This window comes from Arthrobacter sp. GW822-FHT05G07, assembly GCF_058799755.1.
Genome location: NZ_JBXALT010000013.1, coordinates 100,130 through 116,015 on the forward strand (window position 1 = coordinate 100,130; position 15,886 = coordinate 116,015).

The 15,886-nt window shown below is 62.5% G+C and carries 16 protein-coding genes; 10 read left to right on the forward strand and 6 right to left on the reverse strand.

Annotated elements, in window-relative coordinates:
• The first annotated feature begins 2 nt into the window (after positions 1-2).
• The 5 genes from AC1RJY_RS20685 to AC1RJY_RS20705 all read left to right on the forward strand — a co-directional run bounded on the left by AC1RJY_RS20685 (position 3) and on the right by AC1RJY_RS20705 (position 5,836).
• Positions 3-1,121 carry a histidinol-phosphate transaminase gene (locus AC1RJY_RS20685; RefSeq protein ID WP_498603156.1) on the forward strand — a complete coding sequence of 373 codons (1,119 nt, stop codon included), beginning with the start codon at positions 3-5 and terminating at the stop codon, positions 1,119-1,121.
• A 151-nt stretch (positions 1,122-1,272) separates the two neighbouring features.
• Positions 1,273-2,463: a pyruvate dehydrogenase (acetyl-transferring) E1 component subunit alpha gene (gene pdhA, locus AC1RJY_RS20690; RefSeq protein ID WP_011776495.1), complete on the forward strand. Its 1,191-nt coding sequence runs from the start codon at positions 1,273-1,275 to the stop codon at positions 2,461-2,463.
• Complete coding sequence (locus tag AC1RJY_RS20695; protein ID WP_011776494.1) at positions 2,463-3,443, forward strand: alpha-ketoacid dehydrogenase subunit beta; 981 nt, start codon at positions 2,463-2,465, stop codon at positions 3,441-3,443. The genes pdhA and AC1RJY_RS20695 overlap by 1 nt, the downstream gene beginning before the upstream one ends.
• A 100-nt stretch (positions 3,444-3,543) precedes the next feature.
• The gene (locus tag AC1RJY_RS20700) at positions 3,544-5,124 is read left to right on the forward strand and encodes a dihydrolipoamide acetyltransferase family protein (protein WP_498603157.1); all 1,581 of its coding nucleotides are present in this window, start codon (positions 3,544-3,546) and stop codon (positions 5,122-5,124) included.
• A gap of 115 nt (positions 5,125-5,239) precedes the next feature.
• A complete protein-coding gene (locus AC1RJY_RS20705; RefSeq protein ID WP_498603207.1) occupies positions 5,240-5,836 on the forward strand; it encodes a phosphatase PAP2 family protein in 597 nt (198 codons plus the stop codon).
• Between the two features lie 11 nt (positions 5,837-5,847).
• Here the strand turns inward: AC1RJY_RS20705 and AC1RJY_RS20710 are convergent, their stop codons facing one another.
• Positions 5,848-6,885 (reverse strand): amidohydrolase family protein, encoded by a 1,038-nt coding sequence (locus AC1RJY_RS20710; protein ID WP_286176415.1) that lies wholly within the window; start codon positions 6,883-6,885, stop codon positions 5,848-5,850.
• Between the two features lie 272 nt (positions 6,886-7,157).
• On the opposite strand from AC1RJY_RS20710, the gene AC1RJY_RS20715 reads away from it, so the two are divergent.
• Positions 7,158-8,555 (forward strand): APC family permease, encoded by a 1,398-nt coding sequence (locus AC1RJY_RS20715; RefSeq protein ID WP_498603158.1) that lies wholly within the window; start codon positions 7,158-7,160, stop codon positions 8,553-8,555.
• A 13-nt stretch (positions 8,556-8,568) separates the two neighbouring features.
• Here AC1RJY_RS20715 and AC1RJY_RS20720 read toward each other — a convergent pair whose 3' ends face one another.
• The 3 genes from AC1RJY_RS20720 to AC1RJY_RS20730 form a co-directional block, all read right to left on the reverse strand.
• Positions 8,569-8,880, reverse strand: coding sequence for a hypothetical protein (locus AC1RJY_RS20720; protein ID WP_498603210.1), 312 nt, complete (start codon positions 8,878-8,880; stop codon positions 8,569-8,571).
• 173 nt (positions 8,881-9,053) lie between these two features.
• Positions 9,054-9,482: a universal stress protein gene (locus AC1RJY_RS20725; RefSeq protein ID WP_011776488.1), complete on the reverse strand. Its 429-nt coding sequence runs from the start codon at positions 9,480-9,482 to the stop codon at positions 9,054-9,056.
• Positions 9,479-10,786: an aminotransferase-like domain-containing protein gene (locus AC1RJY_RS20730; protein WP_011776487.1), complete on the reverse strand. Its 1,308-nt coding sequence runs from the start codon at positions 10,784-10,786 to the stop codon at positions 9,479-9,481. Before AC1RJY_RS20730 ends, AC1RJY_RS20725 begins: the two co-directional genes overlap by 4 nt.
• Positions 10,787-10,896: 110 nt before the next feature.
• Here AC1RJY_RS20730 and AC1RJY_RS20735 point away from each other — a divergent pair, with 110 nt between their 5' ends.
• The 3 genes from AC1RJY_RS20735 to AC1RJY_RS20745 all read left to right on the forward strand — a co-directional run bounded on the left by AC1RJY_RS20735 (position 10,897) and on the right by AC1RJY_RS20745 (position 13,467).
• Positions 10,897-11,745 carry an isocitrate lyase/PEP mutase family protein gene (locus AC1RJY_RS20735; protein ID WP_043470799.1) on the forward strand — a complete coding sequence of 283 codons (849 nt, stop codon included), beginning with the start codon at positions 10,897-10,899 and terminating at the stop codon, positions 11,743-11,745.
• A 104-nt stretch (positions 11,746-11,849) separates the two neighbouring features.
• Positions 11,850-12,947, forward strand: coding sequence for a hypothetical protein (locus AC1RJY_RS20740; RefSeq protein ID WP_011776485.1), 1,098 nt, complete (start codon positions 11,850-11,852; stop codon positions 12,945-12,947).
• Positions 12,928-13,467, forward strand: coding sequence for a hypothetical protein (locus tag AC1RJY_RS20745; RefSeq protein ID WP_014923104.1), 540 nt, complete (start codon positions 12,928-12,930; stop codon positions 13,465-13,467). Before AC1RJY_RS20740 ends, AC1RJY_RS20745 begins: the two co-directional genes overlap by 20 nt.
• 29 nt (positions 13,468-13,496) lie before the next feature.
• Here the strand turns inward: AC1RJY_RS20745 and AC1RJY_RS20750 are convergent, their stop codons facing one another.
• Positions 13,497-14,306 carry a GerMN domain-containing protein gene (locus AC1RJY_RS20750; RefSeq protein WP_498603159.1) on the reverse strand — a complete coding sequence of 270 codons (810 nt, stop codon included), beginning with the start codon at positions 14,304-14,306 and terminating at the stop codon, positions 13,497-13,499.
• A gap of 182 nt (positions 14,307-14,488) precedes the next feature.
• Positions 14,489-15,058 carry an NAD(P)H-dependent oxidoreductase gene (locus AC1RJY_RS20755; RefSeq protein WP_210065532.1) on the reverse strand — a complete coding sequence of 190 codons (570 nt, stop codon included), beginning with the start codon at positions 15,056-15,058 and terminating at the stop codon, positions 14,489-14,491.
• 124 nt (positions 15,059-15,182) lie between these two features.
• Here AC1RJY_RS20755 and AC1RJY_RS20760 point away from each other — a divergent pair, with 124 nt between their 5' ends.
• On the forward strand, positions 15,183-15,788 hold the full coding sequence (locus AC1RJY_RS20760) for a TetR/AcrR family transcriptional regulator (RefSeq protein ID WP_498603160.1): 606 nt from the start codon (positions 15,183-15,185) through the stop codon (positions 15,786-15,788).
• Positions 15,789-15,886 lie beyond the last annotated feature (98 nt).

The window sequence follows — 15,886 nt, forward strand, 5'->3', positions numbered from 1 at the left end:
CCATGACTACTACTGACAACGTACCGGAGGGCGTCATCCCCCGTCCGGTCGTGGACAGGCTCCCCAAATATGCGGCCGGTAAACCCCCGGCCGCGATTGAGGGCCTCACAAGCTACAAATTGTCGTCCAACGAAAACCCCTTGCCTCCGATTCCCGCAGTGTTGCAGGCAATCGCAGACCAGTCCGACATCAATCGGTACCCGGACCCATTGGCTACAAAACTTCGCAACGCGTTGGCTGGCTTCCTGGATGTTCCTGCTGACGATGTCGTCACCGGAGCCGGGAGCCTTGGGGCGCTGAACCAGATCCTGGCGACGTTCGCCGGGCAGAATGATGACGGCAAGCAGGACGAGGTGATCTACGCCTGGCGTTCCTTCGAGGCGTACCCCATCTGCGTGGGACTCGCTGGGGCAGCCAGTGTGCAAATCCCTTTGCTGCACGATGGGCGTCACGATCTCGAAACTATGGCTGCTGCAGTCACCGTGCGCACCAAGGTGATCCTCCTGTGCACGCCGAACAACCCCACCGGACCGATCCTCACGGCCGAGGAAACGGAACGCTTCATCCAAGCAGTGCCGCCCAACGTAGTGGTGGTCATCGATGAGGCGTACCAGGAGTTCGTTCGGGACGCCGACGCTGTGGATGGCATCAAGCTCTACCGCAAATACCCCAACGTGGTAGTGCTGAGGACCTTCTCCAAAGCGCACGGCCTGGCTGGTCTGCGCGTTGGCTACAGTGTCTCCGGTCCCTTGCTGACCCGGCACCTCCGCGTGACGGCCACTCCCTTTGCCGTTTCCCAAATTGCGGAACGTGCTGCGGTCACCTCCATCGAGAATTTCGATCAGGTTGTGGAAAGGGTACAAAGCCTGGTGGATGAACGGGACCGCGTGACGGCCGGCCTGAGAGCGTTGGGCTGGTTTGTTCCGGAGGCTCAAGGCAACTTCGTTTGGTTGAATCTCGGGGAGCACAGCGCGGAGTTTGCTGCCTTGGCGGCAGAACAGGCCTTGTCAGTCCGTGCCTTTGGAAACGAGGGTGTCCGGGTAAGTATCGGCGAGGTGGAAGCCAGCACCCGGTTCCTGGATCTCTGTGCAGGTTATACAAAGGCTCCGCAAGGTTCCTAGCGGTTAACAAATGCGCCAACGCAACTTACTGCCGATAAAGTAAGGGACGAAAGCCAAAATATATGCCTGTTCCGGAATGCATTCCGGAACAGGCATATATCCCAGCGACAGACATTGCCCGGCGCCCCGCCACGGCAAGCAAGGAGACGGAATGGGCTCGACACAACTGCCCCCCGGGACGGAAGAAACTCTCGCGGCAACCACCGCGGCAGCAGCCGCGCCAGGCGAACCAGTAGAAATGGTGCAGTTGCTCGGACCTGACGGGACACTGGGTTCCGATCCTGTCTTCTCGGACTACGCCAAGCGGATTGATCCGGAGAAGCTCCGTGTTTTCTACACCGACATGGCCAGGATCCGGCGCTTTGACCAAGAAGCCACGGCACTGCAACGCCAAGGCGAGCTTGCCTTGTGGGTGCCACTGACCGGGCAGGAGGCCGCGCAGATCGGTTCGGCCCACGCCAGCCAGTCCCAGGACTACATTTTCCCCACCTACCGCGAACACGGCGTCGCTCTGGTCCGCAACGTGGACCTTGCCGAGCTGCTCAAGCAGTTCCGTGGTGTCTCCAACGGTGGCTGGGACCCGCGGGAGAACAACTTCCACCTTTACACCTTGGTACTCGCAGCCCAGACTCTCCATGCCGTTGGCTATGCCATGGGTATCCAGAGGGACCAGAAGCTCGCCGCCGCTGATTCCACAGACCCCAAGGCCGCGGTGATCGCGTACTTCGGCGACGGTGCCAGCTCCGAAGGTGACGTCCATGAGTCCATGGTCTTCGCTGCGTCGTACAACGCTCCGGTTGTGTTCTTCTGCCAGAACAACCACTGGGCCATTTCGGTGCCCACCGAGGTCCAGACCAAGGTTCCGTTGGCCAACCGTGCCAAGGGCTACGGTTTCCCGGGTATCCGGGTGGACGGCAATGATGCCATAGCAGTCCACGCCGTTACGGAGTGGGCACTCGAACACGCCCGCGAGGGCCGGGGCCCTGTGCTCATTGAGGCCTACACCTACCGGGTAGGTGCACACACCACTGCCGATGACCCCACGAAGTACCGGGAATCCGCGGAAGAAGCTGCCTGGCGCGAAAAGGATCCGCTGGACCGCTTGGAGAAGTACCTGCGTACCGAAGGCCTGGCGGACGAGGCGTTCTTCGACCAAGTGAAGGCCGACGGCGATGAACTCGCCAAGTACGTCCGCAGCACAACACATGGCCTCGAGGTCCCGGATATCCGCGACGCTTTCGCCAGTGTGTACGCAGAACAACACCCGCTGATTGCGGAAGAACTTGCGTGGTTCGAGGAATACTCGGCCGGCTTCGAAAGCGACCAGGAGGCAGCTAACTGATGGCAACAATGACCATTGCGAAGGCCATCAATGAGGGTCTCCGGGCATCACTGACGAACAACCCCAAGTCCTTGCTGATGGGCGAGGACATCGGACACCTGGGCGGTGTTTACCGTGTCACCGATGGCTTGATCAAAGAGTTCGGCGACGATCGCGTCGTCGACACCCCGTTGGCTGAATCGGGCATCGTCGGCACAGCCATTGGCTTGGCGCTGCGCGGATACTCGCCGGTGTGCGAGATCCAATTCGACGGCTTCGTTTACCCGGCCTTCAACCAGATCACCACCCAACTGGCCAAGATCCATGCCCGCAGCCTCGGCAAGTTGACCGTTCCGGTGGTCATCCGCATTCCGTACGGCGGCGGCATCGGCTCTATCGAGCATCACTCCGAGTCACCTGAAGCGCTGTTCGCCCACACTGCGGGTCTGCGCATCATTTCGCCGTCCAACGCTCATGACGCCTATTGGATGATCCAAAAGGCCATCGAGTGCCAGGACCCCGTCATCTTCTTCGAACCCAAGCGCCGATACTGGCTCAAGGGTGAAGTGGACGTGGATAATGCCGGTCTCTCCGAGGATCCCTTCAAAGCGCACGTTGTTCGTGAAGGTACGGATGCAACCATCGTGGCCTACGGCCCGCTGGTGCCGGTCGCACTGGCGGCCGCCAACGCCGCCACGGAGGACGGACGGAGCATTGAAGTCATCGATCTCCGTTCCATCTCACCTTTGGACTTCGACACCGTGGAAGCATCGGTCAAGAAGACAGGCCGCCTGATCGTGGCCCACGAGGCCCCCACTTTCGGCGGCATCGGCGGCGAGATCGCTGCACGCATCAGTGAACGGGCGTTCCTGCACTTGGAGGCTCCTGTCATTCGAGTTGGCGGCTTCCACATGCCATACCCCGTTGCCAAGGTGGAAGAGGACTACTTGCCGGACATCGACAAGATCCTTGAGGCGCTCGACCGCTCCTTGTCCTACTAGAACTGCCGGTTCCACCAGGACCGCCTGTTCACCGCCGTCCTACTAACCGCCCTGATCCAGCCCGGCTTCGCTGCCGGGTAACCGGAAATCGAGGACCACTGTGACTGTAAAGAAATTCAACCTGCCGGACGTTGGCGAAGGCCTGACCGAGGCCGAGGTAGTGGCTTGGAAGGTCAAGCCGGGGGACGTCGTTGCCATCAACGATGTCCTGTGCGAGATCGAGACCGCCAAGTCCCTCGTTGAGCTGCCCTCGCCTTTCGCAGGCACTGTCACTGAGCTGCTGGTGGAGGAAGGCATCACAGTGGAGGTCGGCACGGCGATCATCGCTGTTTCGGAAGGACAGGATGGGGATGCCGCACCCGTGACGCCGGTTGCCCCGGAGGCACCCGCCGTCGAGATGCCCCTCTACGGAAAGTTGCTGGTCGACGACGAAGGCGACGACAACCGTCCGGCAGGCGGCCCGTTGGTCGGTTCCGGGCCCAAGGCTGACGCCGTCAAACGCCGTGCGCGCAAACGCCCGGCTGGGCCGGTGGTTGAGGCAGCTACGGTCGCGGAGAACGCAGAAGGTACTGTCCAGGACCACCAAGCCGCACTGGAAGCCAAGGCAGCAGAAACTCCTGCTGCACACCGCACGACGGCGGCAGCCGCCGGCGTCGCGCCCGTCACCCAGACGCCCGTCACCCAGACGCCTGCCGCTCAAGCGCAACCCGTCACAGCCGAAGCGCCGCAGGCTGCTGCCTCCCGCGGTGCCGCTATCAGCGGAACCATCAGTGGTCTGGTCAACAAGGTCCTTGCAAAACCTCCTGTGCGCAAATTCGCCCGCGATCTGGGAATCGACCTCGCTGATGTGGTGGCTACCGGCCAACGCGGTGAAGTGACCCGCGAGGACCTGGTGAGCTATCAGGCCCAACGTGATGCTGAGCATGACCAAGCGGACAGCTTCTGGGGGGCGTCCAAGAAGCCGCAGGATCAGCGCGTGGAGCGGATGCCGGTCAAGGGCGTGCGCAAGGCCACCGCCAAGGCCATGGTGGATTCAGCTTTCTCGGCTCCGCACGTCAGCATTTTCGTGGATGTGGATGCCAGCAGGACCATGGAGTTCGTCAAGCGGCTGAAGGTCTCACGCGACTTCGAAGGCATCAAGGTTTCGCCCCTGCTCATCTTGGCCAAAGCAGTGATTTGGGCCGCCGCACGCAACCCCAGCGTCAACGCGACGTGGGTGGACAACGCCGATGGTAAAGGCGGCGCGGAGATCCATGTGAAGCATTACATGAACCTGGGAATTGCCGCTGCAACTCCTCGCGGCCTCATGGTCCCCAACATCAAGGATGCCCAGGATCTGTCCCTGAAGGAATTGGCCTTGGCCCTCAATGAGCTGGCAACCAAGGCCAGGGCAGGGAAGACACAGCCGGCTGAGATGCAGGGTGGAAGCCTGACTGTCACCAACATCGGCGCACTCGGTATTGATACAGGAACGCCCATTATCAACCCGGGCGAAGTAGCCATCATTGCGTTCGGAACCATTAAGCAGAAGCCTTGGGTCTTGGACGGCGAGGTCATCCCGCGCTGGATCACTACTCTTGGCGGTTCCTTCGACCACCGCGTGGTGGACGGTGATTTGTCCGCGCGCTTCATGGCGGACGTGGCCTCCATTCTCGAAGAACCGGCTCTCCTGCTTGACTGACGAGAATGCCCGGTCCGGCCCAGGCAGCGGGACAGCAAGAGGCACCGGAACAGCGACCGGGTGCGGAACTGCAACAGAGGAAACAGGCCAAACAGGCCATGTGCCCCCTCAACTGGTGACAGGGCCGTGGCGCAGGGTTGCCCGAGTGCTGACGGAAGTTTTCCAGCCACCCGTTGTTGTGTTGGCCCTTCTGCTGATCAGCCCTGCGACGGAACCCGGGTTCCCGGGCACCCTATGGTTCGGGCTGCTCGCGGCGATGTTCGTCTGCGTACTTCCGCTGGCGTATGTCCTGGTGATGGTGAAGCTGGGAAGGATCACGGACCACCATGTCAGTGACCGCCGTCAGCGGCCCGCGCTGCTTCTGATGACGCTGGTGTCAGTGCTGGTTGGTTTGCTCGTGCTGCACTTGCTCAGTGGTCCAGTGGGTGTCACGGTGATGATCATCGCGCTCATAGGCGGGATCGGGGTACTGGCGGTTGTCAGCGCGTTCTGGAAAATGAGCGGACATGCCTCGGCGCTTTCGGCTGCAGTGGTCATAGCCATCCTCATGTTCGGGCCGGCTTGGCTCCCTCTGCTACTTCTCGTGCCGGCTGTTGGCTGGTCGCGGCTGGTCCTGCGGGCCCATACCTTGGCCCAGGTCATTGCAGGCTCGTTGTTTGGAGGCGTTGTGATCGCAGGCCTGTGGTGGCTGCTGCGGGAGTGGATGCTCTAGCTGCCGTCCGATCAAGCTTGGAGGGCCACAGCTCTGCCACCCCGCACCACCCTCAGTGGAGCGGATCGGTCAACTACCAGCTCCGGGATGGAGTTCGCAGCGAATTCGAGCCGGTCAACGGATTCCGGGCCGGAGAAGTTCTTCACCTCGGCTGATCCAATGAGCTCTGCACCAGCTGATGTGGCAAGCCGGAAGCAGCGCTCCAACTCCGCATCGGTGGAGGCTCCTGTGCGGTAACCCAGCAGGTGCGCGCGATCCATCATGCTGCCGGTGCCGAACGGAGACCAGGCATCGCGGACTCCGTCTGAGCCGAGGGCAACCTTGACCCCATGTTTTTCAAAAAGGTCTAGATCCGGTACGGGATCGGCTCCAAGGGCGCAGGTAGCCATCCAGATTCCTGCCTCGGCCATGGCGTCCAACGTAGAGCCAAGATCGGGATGTGAGGCATCGCAGAGAGCAAAACCGTGCCCGATAGTGACTCTCCCTTGCATGCCTTCGGCCACGGTGCGTTCAGCGATGACACTCAGCTGCGCCAAGCCGTCCGCGCCGACGTCGTGCAGGTGGATGTCCACGTCCCTGCCGTGCTTGTTGGCCAGCGCATAGACGGCATCCAGATGTCCATGCAGGTCGCCGTCCACCGACTCCGGATCGATCCCACCCACGAGGTCTGCCCCTTCCGCCAGGGAAGCCTCCATGAGGTCAAGTGTGCCGGGGTTGCTCAGCAGGCCGAACTGCGGGAATGCGACCACCTGGACCTGCAGGAACGGAGCCAAACGCTCAGCGGCTGCACGAACACCGTGCATGTTCCTGAGGCCTATCTGCGGTCCCACATCCACGTGCGCCCGCATGGCCATGGTCCCGTTGAGGACGGCATGGCTCATCAAGGCATAAGCTCGGTCCTCGACGCTGTCCTGAAACGCGAGCTGTGCCCGGAGATCGTTCCCTATGAGGTCCGTCAGTGTTTGCGCTGGTACGCGGGACATCCAGCCGGAGCCCCAGGTGGTTTTGTCCGGGTGGATGTGCACGTCGACGAAACCAGGCGTGATCATGAGACCCCGTCCATAGGGAGGCTCGCCCCTACTGCTGATTTTTAACTCTGGTGCAGTCATCGGAGTCCTTTCGCTGTACTCATTATAGGTATACCAAACATTCAGCCCCCAGAGAAGTTTCCACCACGGGCCCTGCAATCTAGCCAAGCATGATCGCGGGGAGTCGTCATTCAAGAACTTTTGGGATACCAAAGCTATACATGGACCATGCGGCGACTTACTCTAATGAACAACATTCATTTATGTGACCCGCATCGCATCGAGGAGAACCCATGACCATCACTGGAAGAAGCACAATGGATGGCCCGGCAGCGGTCCCTACGCTCAGACGCGTTCTGGGCCTACCGTCGCTCATCGCGTTTGGCCTGACCTCCATGGGCATCCTGTCCGTGGTGGCGGTCTACGGTGCGGGGACCGAGATCAGCGACGGGCACCTACCGGCCGCTTACGTCGCTGCGCTGGTGGCGATGCTGTTCACCGCGCATAGTTATGGCCAGATGGCCAGGCACGTCCCCGTAACCGGTGGAGCTTACGCCTACGCCTCCCGTGCGTTCGGAAGCCCAGTGGGGTTCCTGGTGGGTTGGGCCATGATGCTGGACTATTTGTTCCTGCCGATGGTGAACTTCCTGCTCTTCGGCCTGTATCTCAATAGCCTGGTGCCCGTCATAGCGCCGCAGCTCGCCGTCCTGCTTTGCCTTTTGGTGGTGGGGCTCTTCAGCGTGATCGGCGTTGCATGGATCAAGAAGATGAACATCGTGGTGGTGGCGGCCTCGGTTCTGGTGATTCTGGTGTTCCTTGTCCTGGCTGTGGTTAACGCCCCGGACCTGTCCTTCGACAATCTTGCCCGGCCTCTGACCCTGGGGGAGGGTGGGATTGCGCCGGTGATGGCGGCCGCGGCCATTGTGGCCTTCGCCTTCCTGGGATTCGATGGCGTGTCCACCCTTTCCGAAGAGACACGCAATCCGCAGCGCGATGTGCCGCGGGGCATCATCCTGTCCACGCTGTTTGCTGGCCTGGGATACACCCTGTTTTCCGTGGCCGGTAGTCTCATCGCTCCCGAGTGGAGGTCAATCGAGAACCTCGATGCTGCGGGGACCGAACTCATGCAGCGCGCCGGAGGCGATGTGCTCATGGTGGTATTCGTGATCGTGAACCTTGGCGGGTTGGTCCTTTGCGGTACTGCTGCCCAGATGAGCGTCAGCCGCGTCATCTACGCCATGGGCAGGGACGGGATCCTGCCCGGGGCCTTGGCAAGGCTGCACCCACGGTTCCGAACCCCATACTTCGCGGCAACGCTTGTCTCCGCGGTGTCCTTGATCGCCCTTGTCATCACGCTGGAACAGGCGGTGTACATGATCAACTTCGGAGCTCTGGTGGCCTTCGCCGTGGTGAACCTGGCAACCATCAAGGTGGTCTTTTTTGACCTGCGGAAGCGGGGAACAGCGGGGACCATGCGCAACTTGGTCATGCCGGTGCTGGGTTTTGCCTTCATCGCCTGGCTTTGGACTTCGCTGGCCTGGTTCACGTACCTGCTGGGCGCCGCGTGGCTTGCAGTAGGAGCTGTTATTTTCCTGGTGCGCAGGCGGAAGTCGGGAGGGCAGGTAGCTCTCACGTTCGACGACGGCTTGGTCGCCGATGAGGATGCGCTCCCCGCGGGGCCTAAACCGTAGGAACGGGAAGGCGCTAGAAGGCCGGGTAGCTGACCAGCAGTGCCTGAAGTTCCGTCGTGGACATATTGTTTGCCATCTCGACACTGATGCCCATCGCGATGGCGGCAACGGTGACCATGGCAACGCAGGCCAAGGAGAGGAAGCGCCAATCCTTGCGGAAAACGCTGCTGATGGTCTCCGGCATATCAAGGCCGGGAGTGATCATGTTGGGGGCGCTGTCCCAGGAGCCGTCGTCGAGGATGGCGATGATGCGATCGTTGGTTCGGTCGTAGCGCATGGTGCTGATGTGGTTGCCGTGGCGGGCAAGCAGGATGTCGTGTCCCACGCGCTGGCGCGGCTGCAAAGTAAGCAAGAAGATGATCCCCTGAAGTCAGTAAATGGAGGTGGCACGCGCCATTGGGGGCATCTCGATTTTATAACGATGACTTCCGGGGTTTGGCTCAAATTACGCCAATCGCCGGGTGAGGCTCCCCACCCGGCGACGTGATTCAGCTCGCGTTACGGCTGGTCGGTCTTGGCGATGTACACGTCGCAGGGTGCGGTGTGTGCAACGGTGTTGGCTACGCTCCCGAGGACGCGACCCAGGCCCTGCATCCGACGGTTCCCCACCACGATCAGGCGGGCATCCTGTACTTCAGCTTCCTTGACCAAAGCTTCACCCGGTTTGCCGCGGGCCGCGGAGTAGGTGATCTCGAGGCGGTCATCTGCCAGGCGCTCGGCTACGGCACGGGCCACAGCCTCAGCTTCGGCGGCGTCGGAGACAATCCACTTATCGGTGCCGATCTCAACAACCTCTGTTCGGTTGCTGTCGAAAGCGCTGACCACTCGAAGGCTGGCGCCGAGGCCGATTGCCAACTGCTGGGCAGTCTGCGCCGCCCTCATCGCCGTTTCGCTGCCGTCTACTCCGACGATCACAACTCCGGTCATTGTGGTGCTCCTTCATTGGTAGCTTCAATGGCATCCGCCAGGACAGGGGCCAATCGGCGGACACCTTCCGCTATCGTATCCGGCGGTACCGCGCTGAAGGCGAGTCGCAGCTTGTTGGAGGGGCCGTCGGCAGGGGAGAAGGCTGCCCCTGGGATGAAGACGACGCCGGCATCGATGGCTTTCCCGAGCAGGGGATAGGTGTCCACGCCTTCAGGCAGCGTGACCCAAACAAAGAAGCCACCGTCCGGGCGTGTCCAGGTGAGCCCCGCAGGCATGTGCTCCTCCAGTGCGGAAAGGAGTGCTTTGCAGCGTTCCGCGTAGAGGGCCCGGTAGGTGTCGATCTGCCCTTCCCAGTCGTAGTCGCGCAGGTATGCCGAGACGAGCATTTGGTTCAGCGGCGGCGGGCAGAGGGTGACGGCCTCGGAGGCCAAGTAGAAACGACGCTGCAGGTGGGCGGGAACCAGGGCCCAGCCAATGCGCAGTCCGGGGGCAAAAATTTTGGAGAATGAGCCAAGGTAGATGACGTCGTCCGGGTTGGCGGCGCGCATCGGCGCGATGGGGTGGCCGTCGAACCGCAGGAGTCCGTAGGGATTGTCCTCCAGGACAATGATATTTGCCTCACGGCATATATCGACGATCCGTTGCCTGCGTTCCGCGGCCAGGGTGATCCCGGAAGGGTTGTTGAAGTTGGGGATCGTGTAGAGGAACTTGATGTTCTTTCCCTCGGACTGGAGTGCCGCGATCCTGGCTTCAAGCAGCTCGGGTACCAGGCCGTCGTCGTCCATTTCCACAGGTTCCACCTGCACTTGGTACGCCTCGAACGTGTTCAGGGCGCCCACGTACGTGGGGTTCTCCACCAGGACAACATCGCCGGGGTTGCAGAAGACCTTGGTGGCGACATCCTGTGCGGACTGCGATCCCGCGGTGATGACGACGTTTTCGGGGAGCGCGTCCGTGATTCCCTCGGCTGCCATGATCTGGCAGATCTGCTGGCGGAGTTCTTCGGTGCCTTGGCCGCCACCGTACTGCAGGGCAGTCATGCCCTCTTCTGCGATGATCCGGGCAGCGGTCTGGCCCAGCTTCTCCAGCGGCAGCGACTGCAGGTAGGGGTTGCCTCCAGCGAGGGAGACAAGGCCCGGCTGCATGGAGATGTCGAAGACATCCCGGACTGCGGACTGCTTGATGTTGGCGGCCCGCGCGGAGAACAATTCCTCGTGCGGGTGGGCGGCCGTGGCGGCCCGCTCAATGGCGTCGATGGCTTCAGCGGGCAGCGTTGCGCCGGCATCCAATGTTTCGTGGGTCACAGTGACAGGATACTCCTCGATGTTGCTAAAGAGGCAACAGTTGTTTTCGAATCGTCCCATTTTCGCAGGCCAAGCTTTACGCCGGGATCGGGAAGGGCTGGAATGTAGCTATGACAGCGCACCGGGGACCCGTGACCAAGGCCGAAAACTTCCACAAACTTCACGACGCCGGGCCAACGCCTCTGGTGTTGGTGAACGTCTGGGACGCGGCTTCCGCCCGCGTTGTGGAGGAGGCAGGTGCGACGGCGATTGCCACCTCCAGCTCGGCCGTCTCCTGGAGCCTGGGGTTCCGGGACGGGGACCACGTGCCGTGGGGCTTGGCAATGGCCGCGCTCGGTCGAGTGGTTGGGGCTACCCGGTTGCCGGTGTCGGCAGACATCGAGACGGGCTACGGACGCACCGATGACGAACTCCGCGCCACTGTCCACGCCGTCCTGGACGCGGGCGCTGTGGGGATCAACATTGAAGACTCCGCCGTGGAGCCGCTGACTGACATCGCGGAACAGTCACGCCGCCTTGCCTTGATCCGTGCTGTTGCGGACGATCGCGGTATACCGCTGTTCATCAACGCCCGCACGGACACCTACCTGTCAGGTCAGTTCCCCGACGCGGCCTTTGACGAGACCTTGCGGCGCGCCGAGGCTTACCTGACTGCGGGCGCGGACGGAGTCTTTGTACCCGGCGTCGTGGATTTGCATGCCCTGCATGAGCTGTCCAGCCGGATTCCGGCGCCGCTCAACGCTTTGGCGGGCGTCGGAGATCCCTCGCCCTTGGAACTGCACGACGCCGGGGTTCGTCGCGTCAGCATCGGCGGGAACGCAGCCAAGGCGGCCTACGCCAAGGTGGCCCGGGTGGCTAAGGAAATCCTGGACGATGGCAATTGGGCGGGCTTGGCCGGGACGCGCAGCCACGATGAGATGGACTCGCTGTTCGCCCCGGGGCCCAAATACAGCTTGTGAGCCCGGTACAGCTTGTGAGGTAGCTGAAAGGCTCGACGGCGGCACTCGGCTTTAATGTCGGACCTCGCCGATAGCGTGGGTCACGGAAGACGAGGGGAGGGTCCATGGCACGGCGCAGTGTGCAGTTCTGGCGGATCGAGCAGCTGAACGGTGACGGGCTCAGCCGGCCATTTCCGGCGCGCCGCGTGGCCGAGGTGCTGAAGAAGGCCCAGGATGCCGGGACGGACCGGCACTTCACTAGTGTTGACGGCACAGTGTTGCTCGCGCAGGCTGTGGCGTCGTCGCCGCACCCCGTGCTGCTCTTGGACAGGGTACGGGACACCAATCTTCCGAGTGTGGGAGATGCGCTCGGGCGGCGGAAGCCTCTGCCGTTGGCCCCGGGTGACCATCTGCTGGAGACCACCTACTTTGCCTTCCTGAAGAGGAATGTCATCGCTGTGCTGACCAGCGGCAACGGCCCCCGCGCGTCCAGGATGGGCGAGTATCTCGAGGGAATGCTGGGGCTTGAGCCAGCCCTGGTGCCGGTGGTCCGCGAGGATATCGAGGAAATCCTCACCCGACTGGAGGTGAGCCGTTTCGAGTTCGCCCTTCCCGCCGAACGTCTGTCCGGGAAGCTCATGGAGGGCGAGTGGGCTGATGTCCTGGACAGCGCGTCGCGCCTCATGAATGAGGGTACATTCCGTATTTCCTTGAGCGTGGGCAGGTCCGGCAAGGCAGAGGACAAACAGCGGATCCGTGACCGCATTCAACAGCTGATCGACCTCTTCCGCAGGGCCGGGTCCGTGGAACATTTCGATTATGTTGTGGCGGAGGGCAAGGACTCCCTGACGGGGGACCGTGAGGTGGTGGACCTGCTGAAGGAGCGGTTCATCTCGCACATCGAAGTGGATCCGGACGTCTTCAATGATCCTCAGAAGTCCACCGCTGAGGCTATCGCCATCCTCAATAAACAGGCCAGGGACAACGAGGCATTTTTCGCGAGGACATTGCCGGACATCAAGGGCTCGGCTGATTCAGGTTTGGTGCCGGACATCGTTGCGGGTGGAATGGCCACTGTTCGGGCAGCTTTGGCGGCCGCGGTGGAGAGCGCTGAAAAGGGCGGTCACGTAGCGGCTAGTCCGGAAGCAGCCAGGCACGTACCAGCCAGTCACGCACCAGGGGAGAACCAAGGCGGTGCGGATCATGAGCTTGTACGAGGTTGACGTAGAGCGAACCGGCCGCCGCAGGACTTTGTGGCGTTGGTTTCTGTTGCACCCCAGCGCTGACTTCGGATGGGCTGCACTGGCCGTGCTGCTGTGGCTGGGAATCGCCCTGCTTGCGCGTCAACCATTGATGCTGGAGAACGTGGACCCCGGCGCCCGGCGTACCCTCTTCCAAACGCTCGCGACCCTGGCAGGGGCTACGGCTGGCCTGACCCTCACCAGTGTTTCCATGCTGATCAACGTGCTGGGAAAGAAGGCTGCACCGGGTCAGCGCGAACTTCCCTTGGAGAAACTATCCGCTACCCACCGGCGTCAGATCGGCGAGGTGTTCCTGTTTGCCATCCCTGGGCTGGGCCTGCTGGTGGTTGCTGCCCTGGTCACGGTGATCCTCGAAGGAGACGCCGTCACGGGCCTGTGGATCCCTCAGGCGCTGGTCTTCGTGCTGGCCTTCGCTTCAGTTCTTGCCCTGCTGCGTGTGGCGTGGGCACTGCGGAGGGTGCTGGCTATCGCAACGGCGTAGCCACTCCCTGAAGAACGGCAGGCGCGGGATCACCGCACGCTTAGCGCCTCCGTCAATGTCCGGCCGTTCACGTAGATCTCGGCACGCGAAGCACCACTGGCCTGCACTATGGTCTGGGTCAGTTGAGCTTGGATCCGTGGAATGTCGCACACACCCCCGGGCCGCAGTGATCCGCTGAGGTTTACCACCACTGTTGCCCCGCTCTTGTAGCCGGAGAGGTAGCGCAGGGATGAATCAGCCAGGGCGTCGTAGAGGGCCGCGTCGCTGTCCACCGGCATCCCGGCCTCCAGCAGCCGGCCGAGTGCCACGGACAACGGATCGCCGGGCACGGCAACGCCCCTGACCGGTACCAGGCTGTCGTTACATCCGAACCGCACGCCGCGGGCGCCGCCGTCGTCAATTGCTACGTAGTAGACCGCTGGTCCGGAGTCGGCAGAGTCCACGGGTATGACCGTTGCGGTCGCTGTTGGTTCGGGTGCGCTGGTGCCCGGCTGGGGTGAAGGCTCGACGACGGGCACCGGCTGGGTCGGCGCAGGCGAAGGGCTGCTCGGGGGCGCGGTGGATGGTGCGGGCGGCGCAGCCGGGACGGCAACCGAGGGAGTACCCGGGCTGGGCTGCGCAGGGGCTGAAGTCCCTGAAGCCGACGCCGCAGGGGTTGAAGCCACCGGCCCGGTACTGGGCACGGCAGGGGGAGTCACGGAAACTGTCGGCAACGGTCCGGCGACCTCGGAATCTTCAGGTCCAGCGGGCACTGCGGTGCAGCCAGCCACCCACAGGCCGAAGAGGAGGCAGGCGGCCGTGATCGCCGTCGTACTTTTTGTTCCCCGTCCGGCATGCATGACAGCCCGCGCTCCTGTCCGTCCACCTGTACTTCCTACGTTAGGACTGGACGGCGGATCACAACATGCCGTTAGGGTGACGGTTCGGACAAGAGTTGGTCACGCCCGGCACGGCAAAGCTGAAGAAACGCGAATGCCCCCGCCCCGCCGAAAGCGGGACAGGGGCATCAAAAGCGTAGAGACTAAGCTGCTGCTTCTTCTTCGTCCTGAACGGCGGTCAGGGGCTCGAAGATGCCCTTGATCTGCTCAACAACTTCAGCGTCGTCCTTCGGGTGCAATTCAGCGAAGCGGATCATGGAACCCGGAACGGCCAGCTTGACGTCTTCAAGGACCTTTGCGCCGGCGATGCCAGCGGCCTTGCGGGCCTCGTCCTGGGCCCACACGCCGCCGAACTGGCCAAAGGCGGTTCCGACGACGGCGGTCGGCTTGCCGGAGAGGGCGCCGGCACCGAACGGGCGGGACAGCCAGTCGATGGCGTTCTTCAGGGAGGCGGGCATGGTGCCGTTGTGCTCGGGGGTGACCAGCAGGATGGTGTCGGCGTCGGCTGCTGCAGCGCGGAGGGCGGCGGCTTCGGCGGGAACCTGGCCTTCGACGTCGATGTCTTCGTTGTAGAAGGGGATGGTGCCCAGCGAACCGTGGATCCGCACGTCAACGTTCTCGGGTGCGTTCAGCTGGATGGCTTCGGCGAGCTTCTTGTTGTGGGAATCGGCGCGCAGGCTGCCGACGAGGGTAAGAACAGTGCTCTTGGACATGGTGTCTCCTTGTGTCTGGCCGGGTGCCTTGCGGACCCGACCTGCGATGTCTGGGCTTTGGGGCCTTCACCGATACTAAACGGACTATGGTCCGCTTTCTATTCCCGGGGTCTAGAATATTTCTGTGAGCTCGATCCCAATCCGTCCGGACGTGCCCCTGGGTGCGCCCCACGAGCGCAGTGATGCAGCGAGGAATCGCGAGCGCTTGCTTAATGCTGCCCGGGACTTGGTGGCCGAGTTTGGCGCTGAAGCGCTGACCATGGATGCGCTCGCCTGCAAGGCCCAAGTTGGCAAGGGGACAGTATTCCGCCGCTTTGGTAGCCGCGCCGGGCTCATGATGACCCTGCTGAGTGACTCCGAGTCCGAATTCCAGCACGGCTTCATGTTCGGGCCGCCGCCGCTTGGTCCGGGGGCCGCACCGCTGGATCGCTTGGTGGCCTTCGGGGAGGGGCGCATCTATTTTGTCCTCGAGAACGGCGAGCTCTTGAAAGCCGCCGGGGCGGCTACCCGTAACAGGTTCGATGTCCCGGCGACCAAACTTTCGCATCGACATATGGAGGTCCTGCTGCGGGAGGCGGGAATCGCGGATCCTTGGGTGATGGCGATGTCCCTGACTTACGCGCTGGACCCTGAGCGGATAGTGGACGACGTCCGTGTCCGCGGCATTTCCCCCACCCGGCTAGCGGAGTCATGGCGCGATCTGGTCACTCGGCTCCTGGGCGCCGCTTAGATCACACCGCGGCGCCAGCCGGCACTGTTAGCGCCCCCATCCGTCCCGCTGACAGCGCAACAATGCTGCCGGCGTCGTAAACATGGCGCAACCTGCAC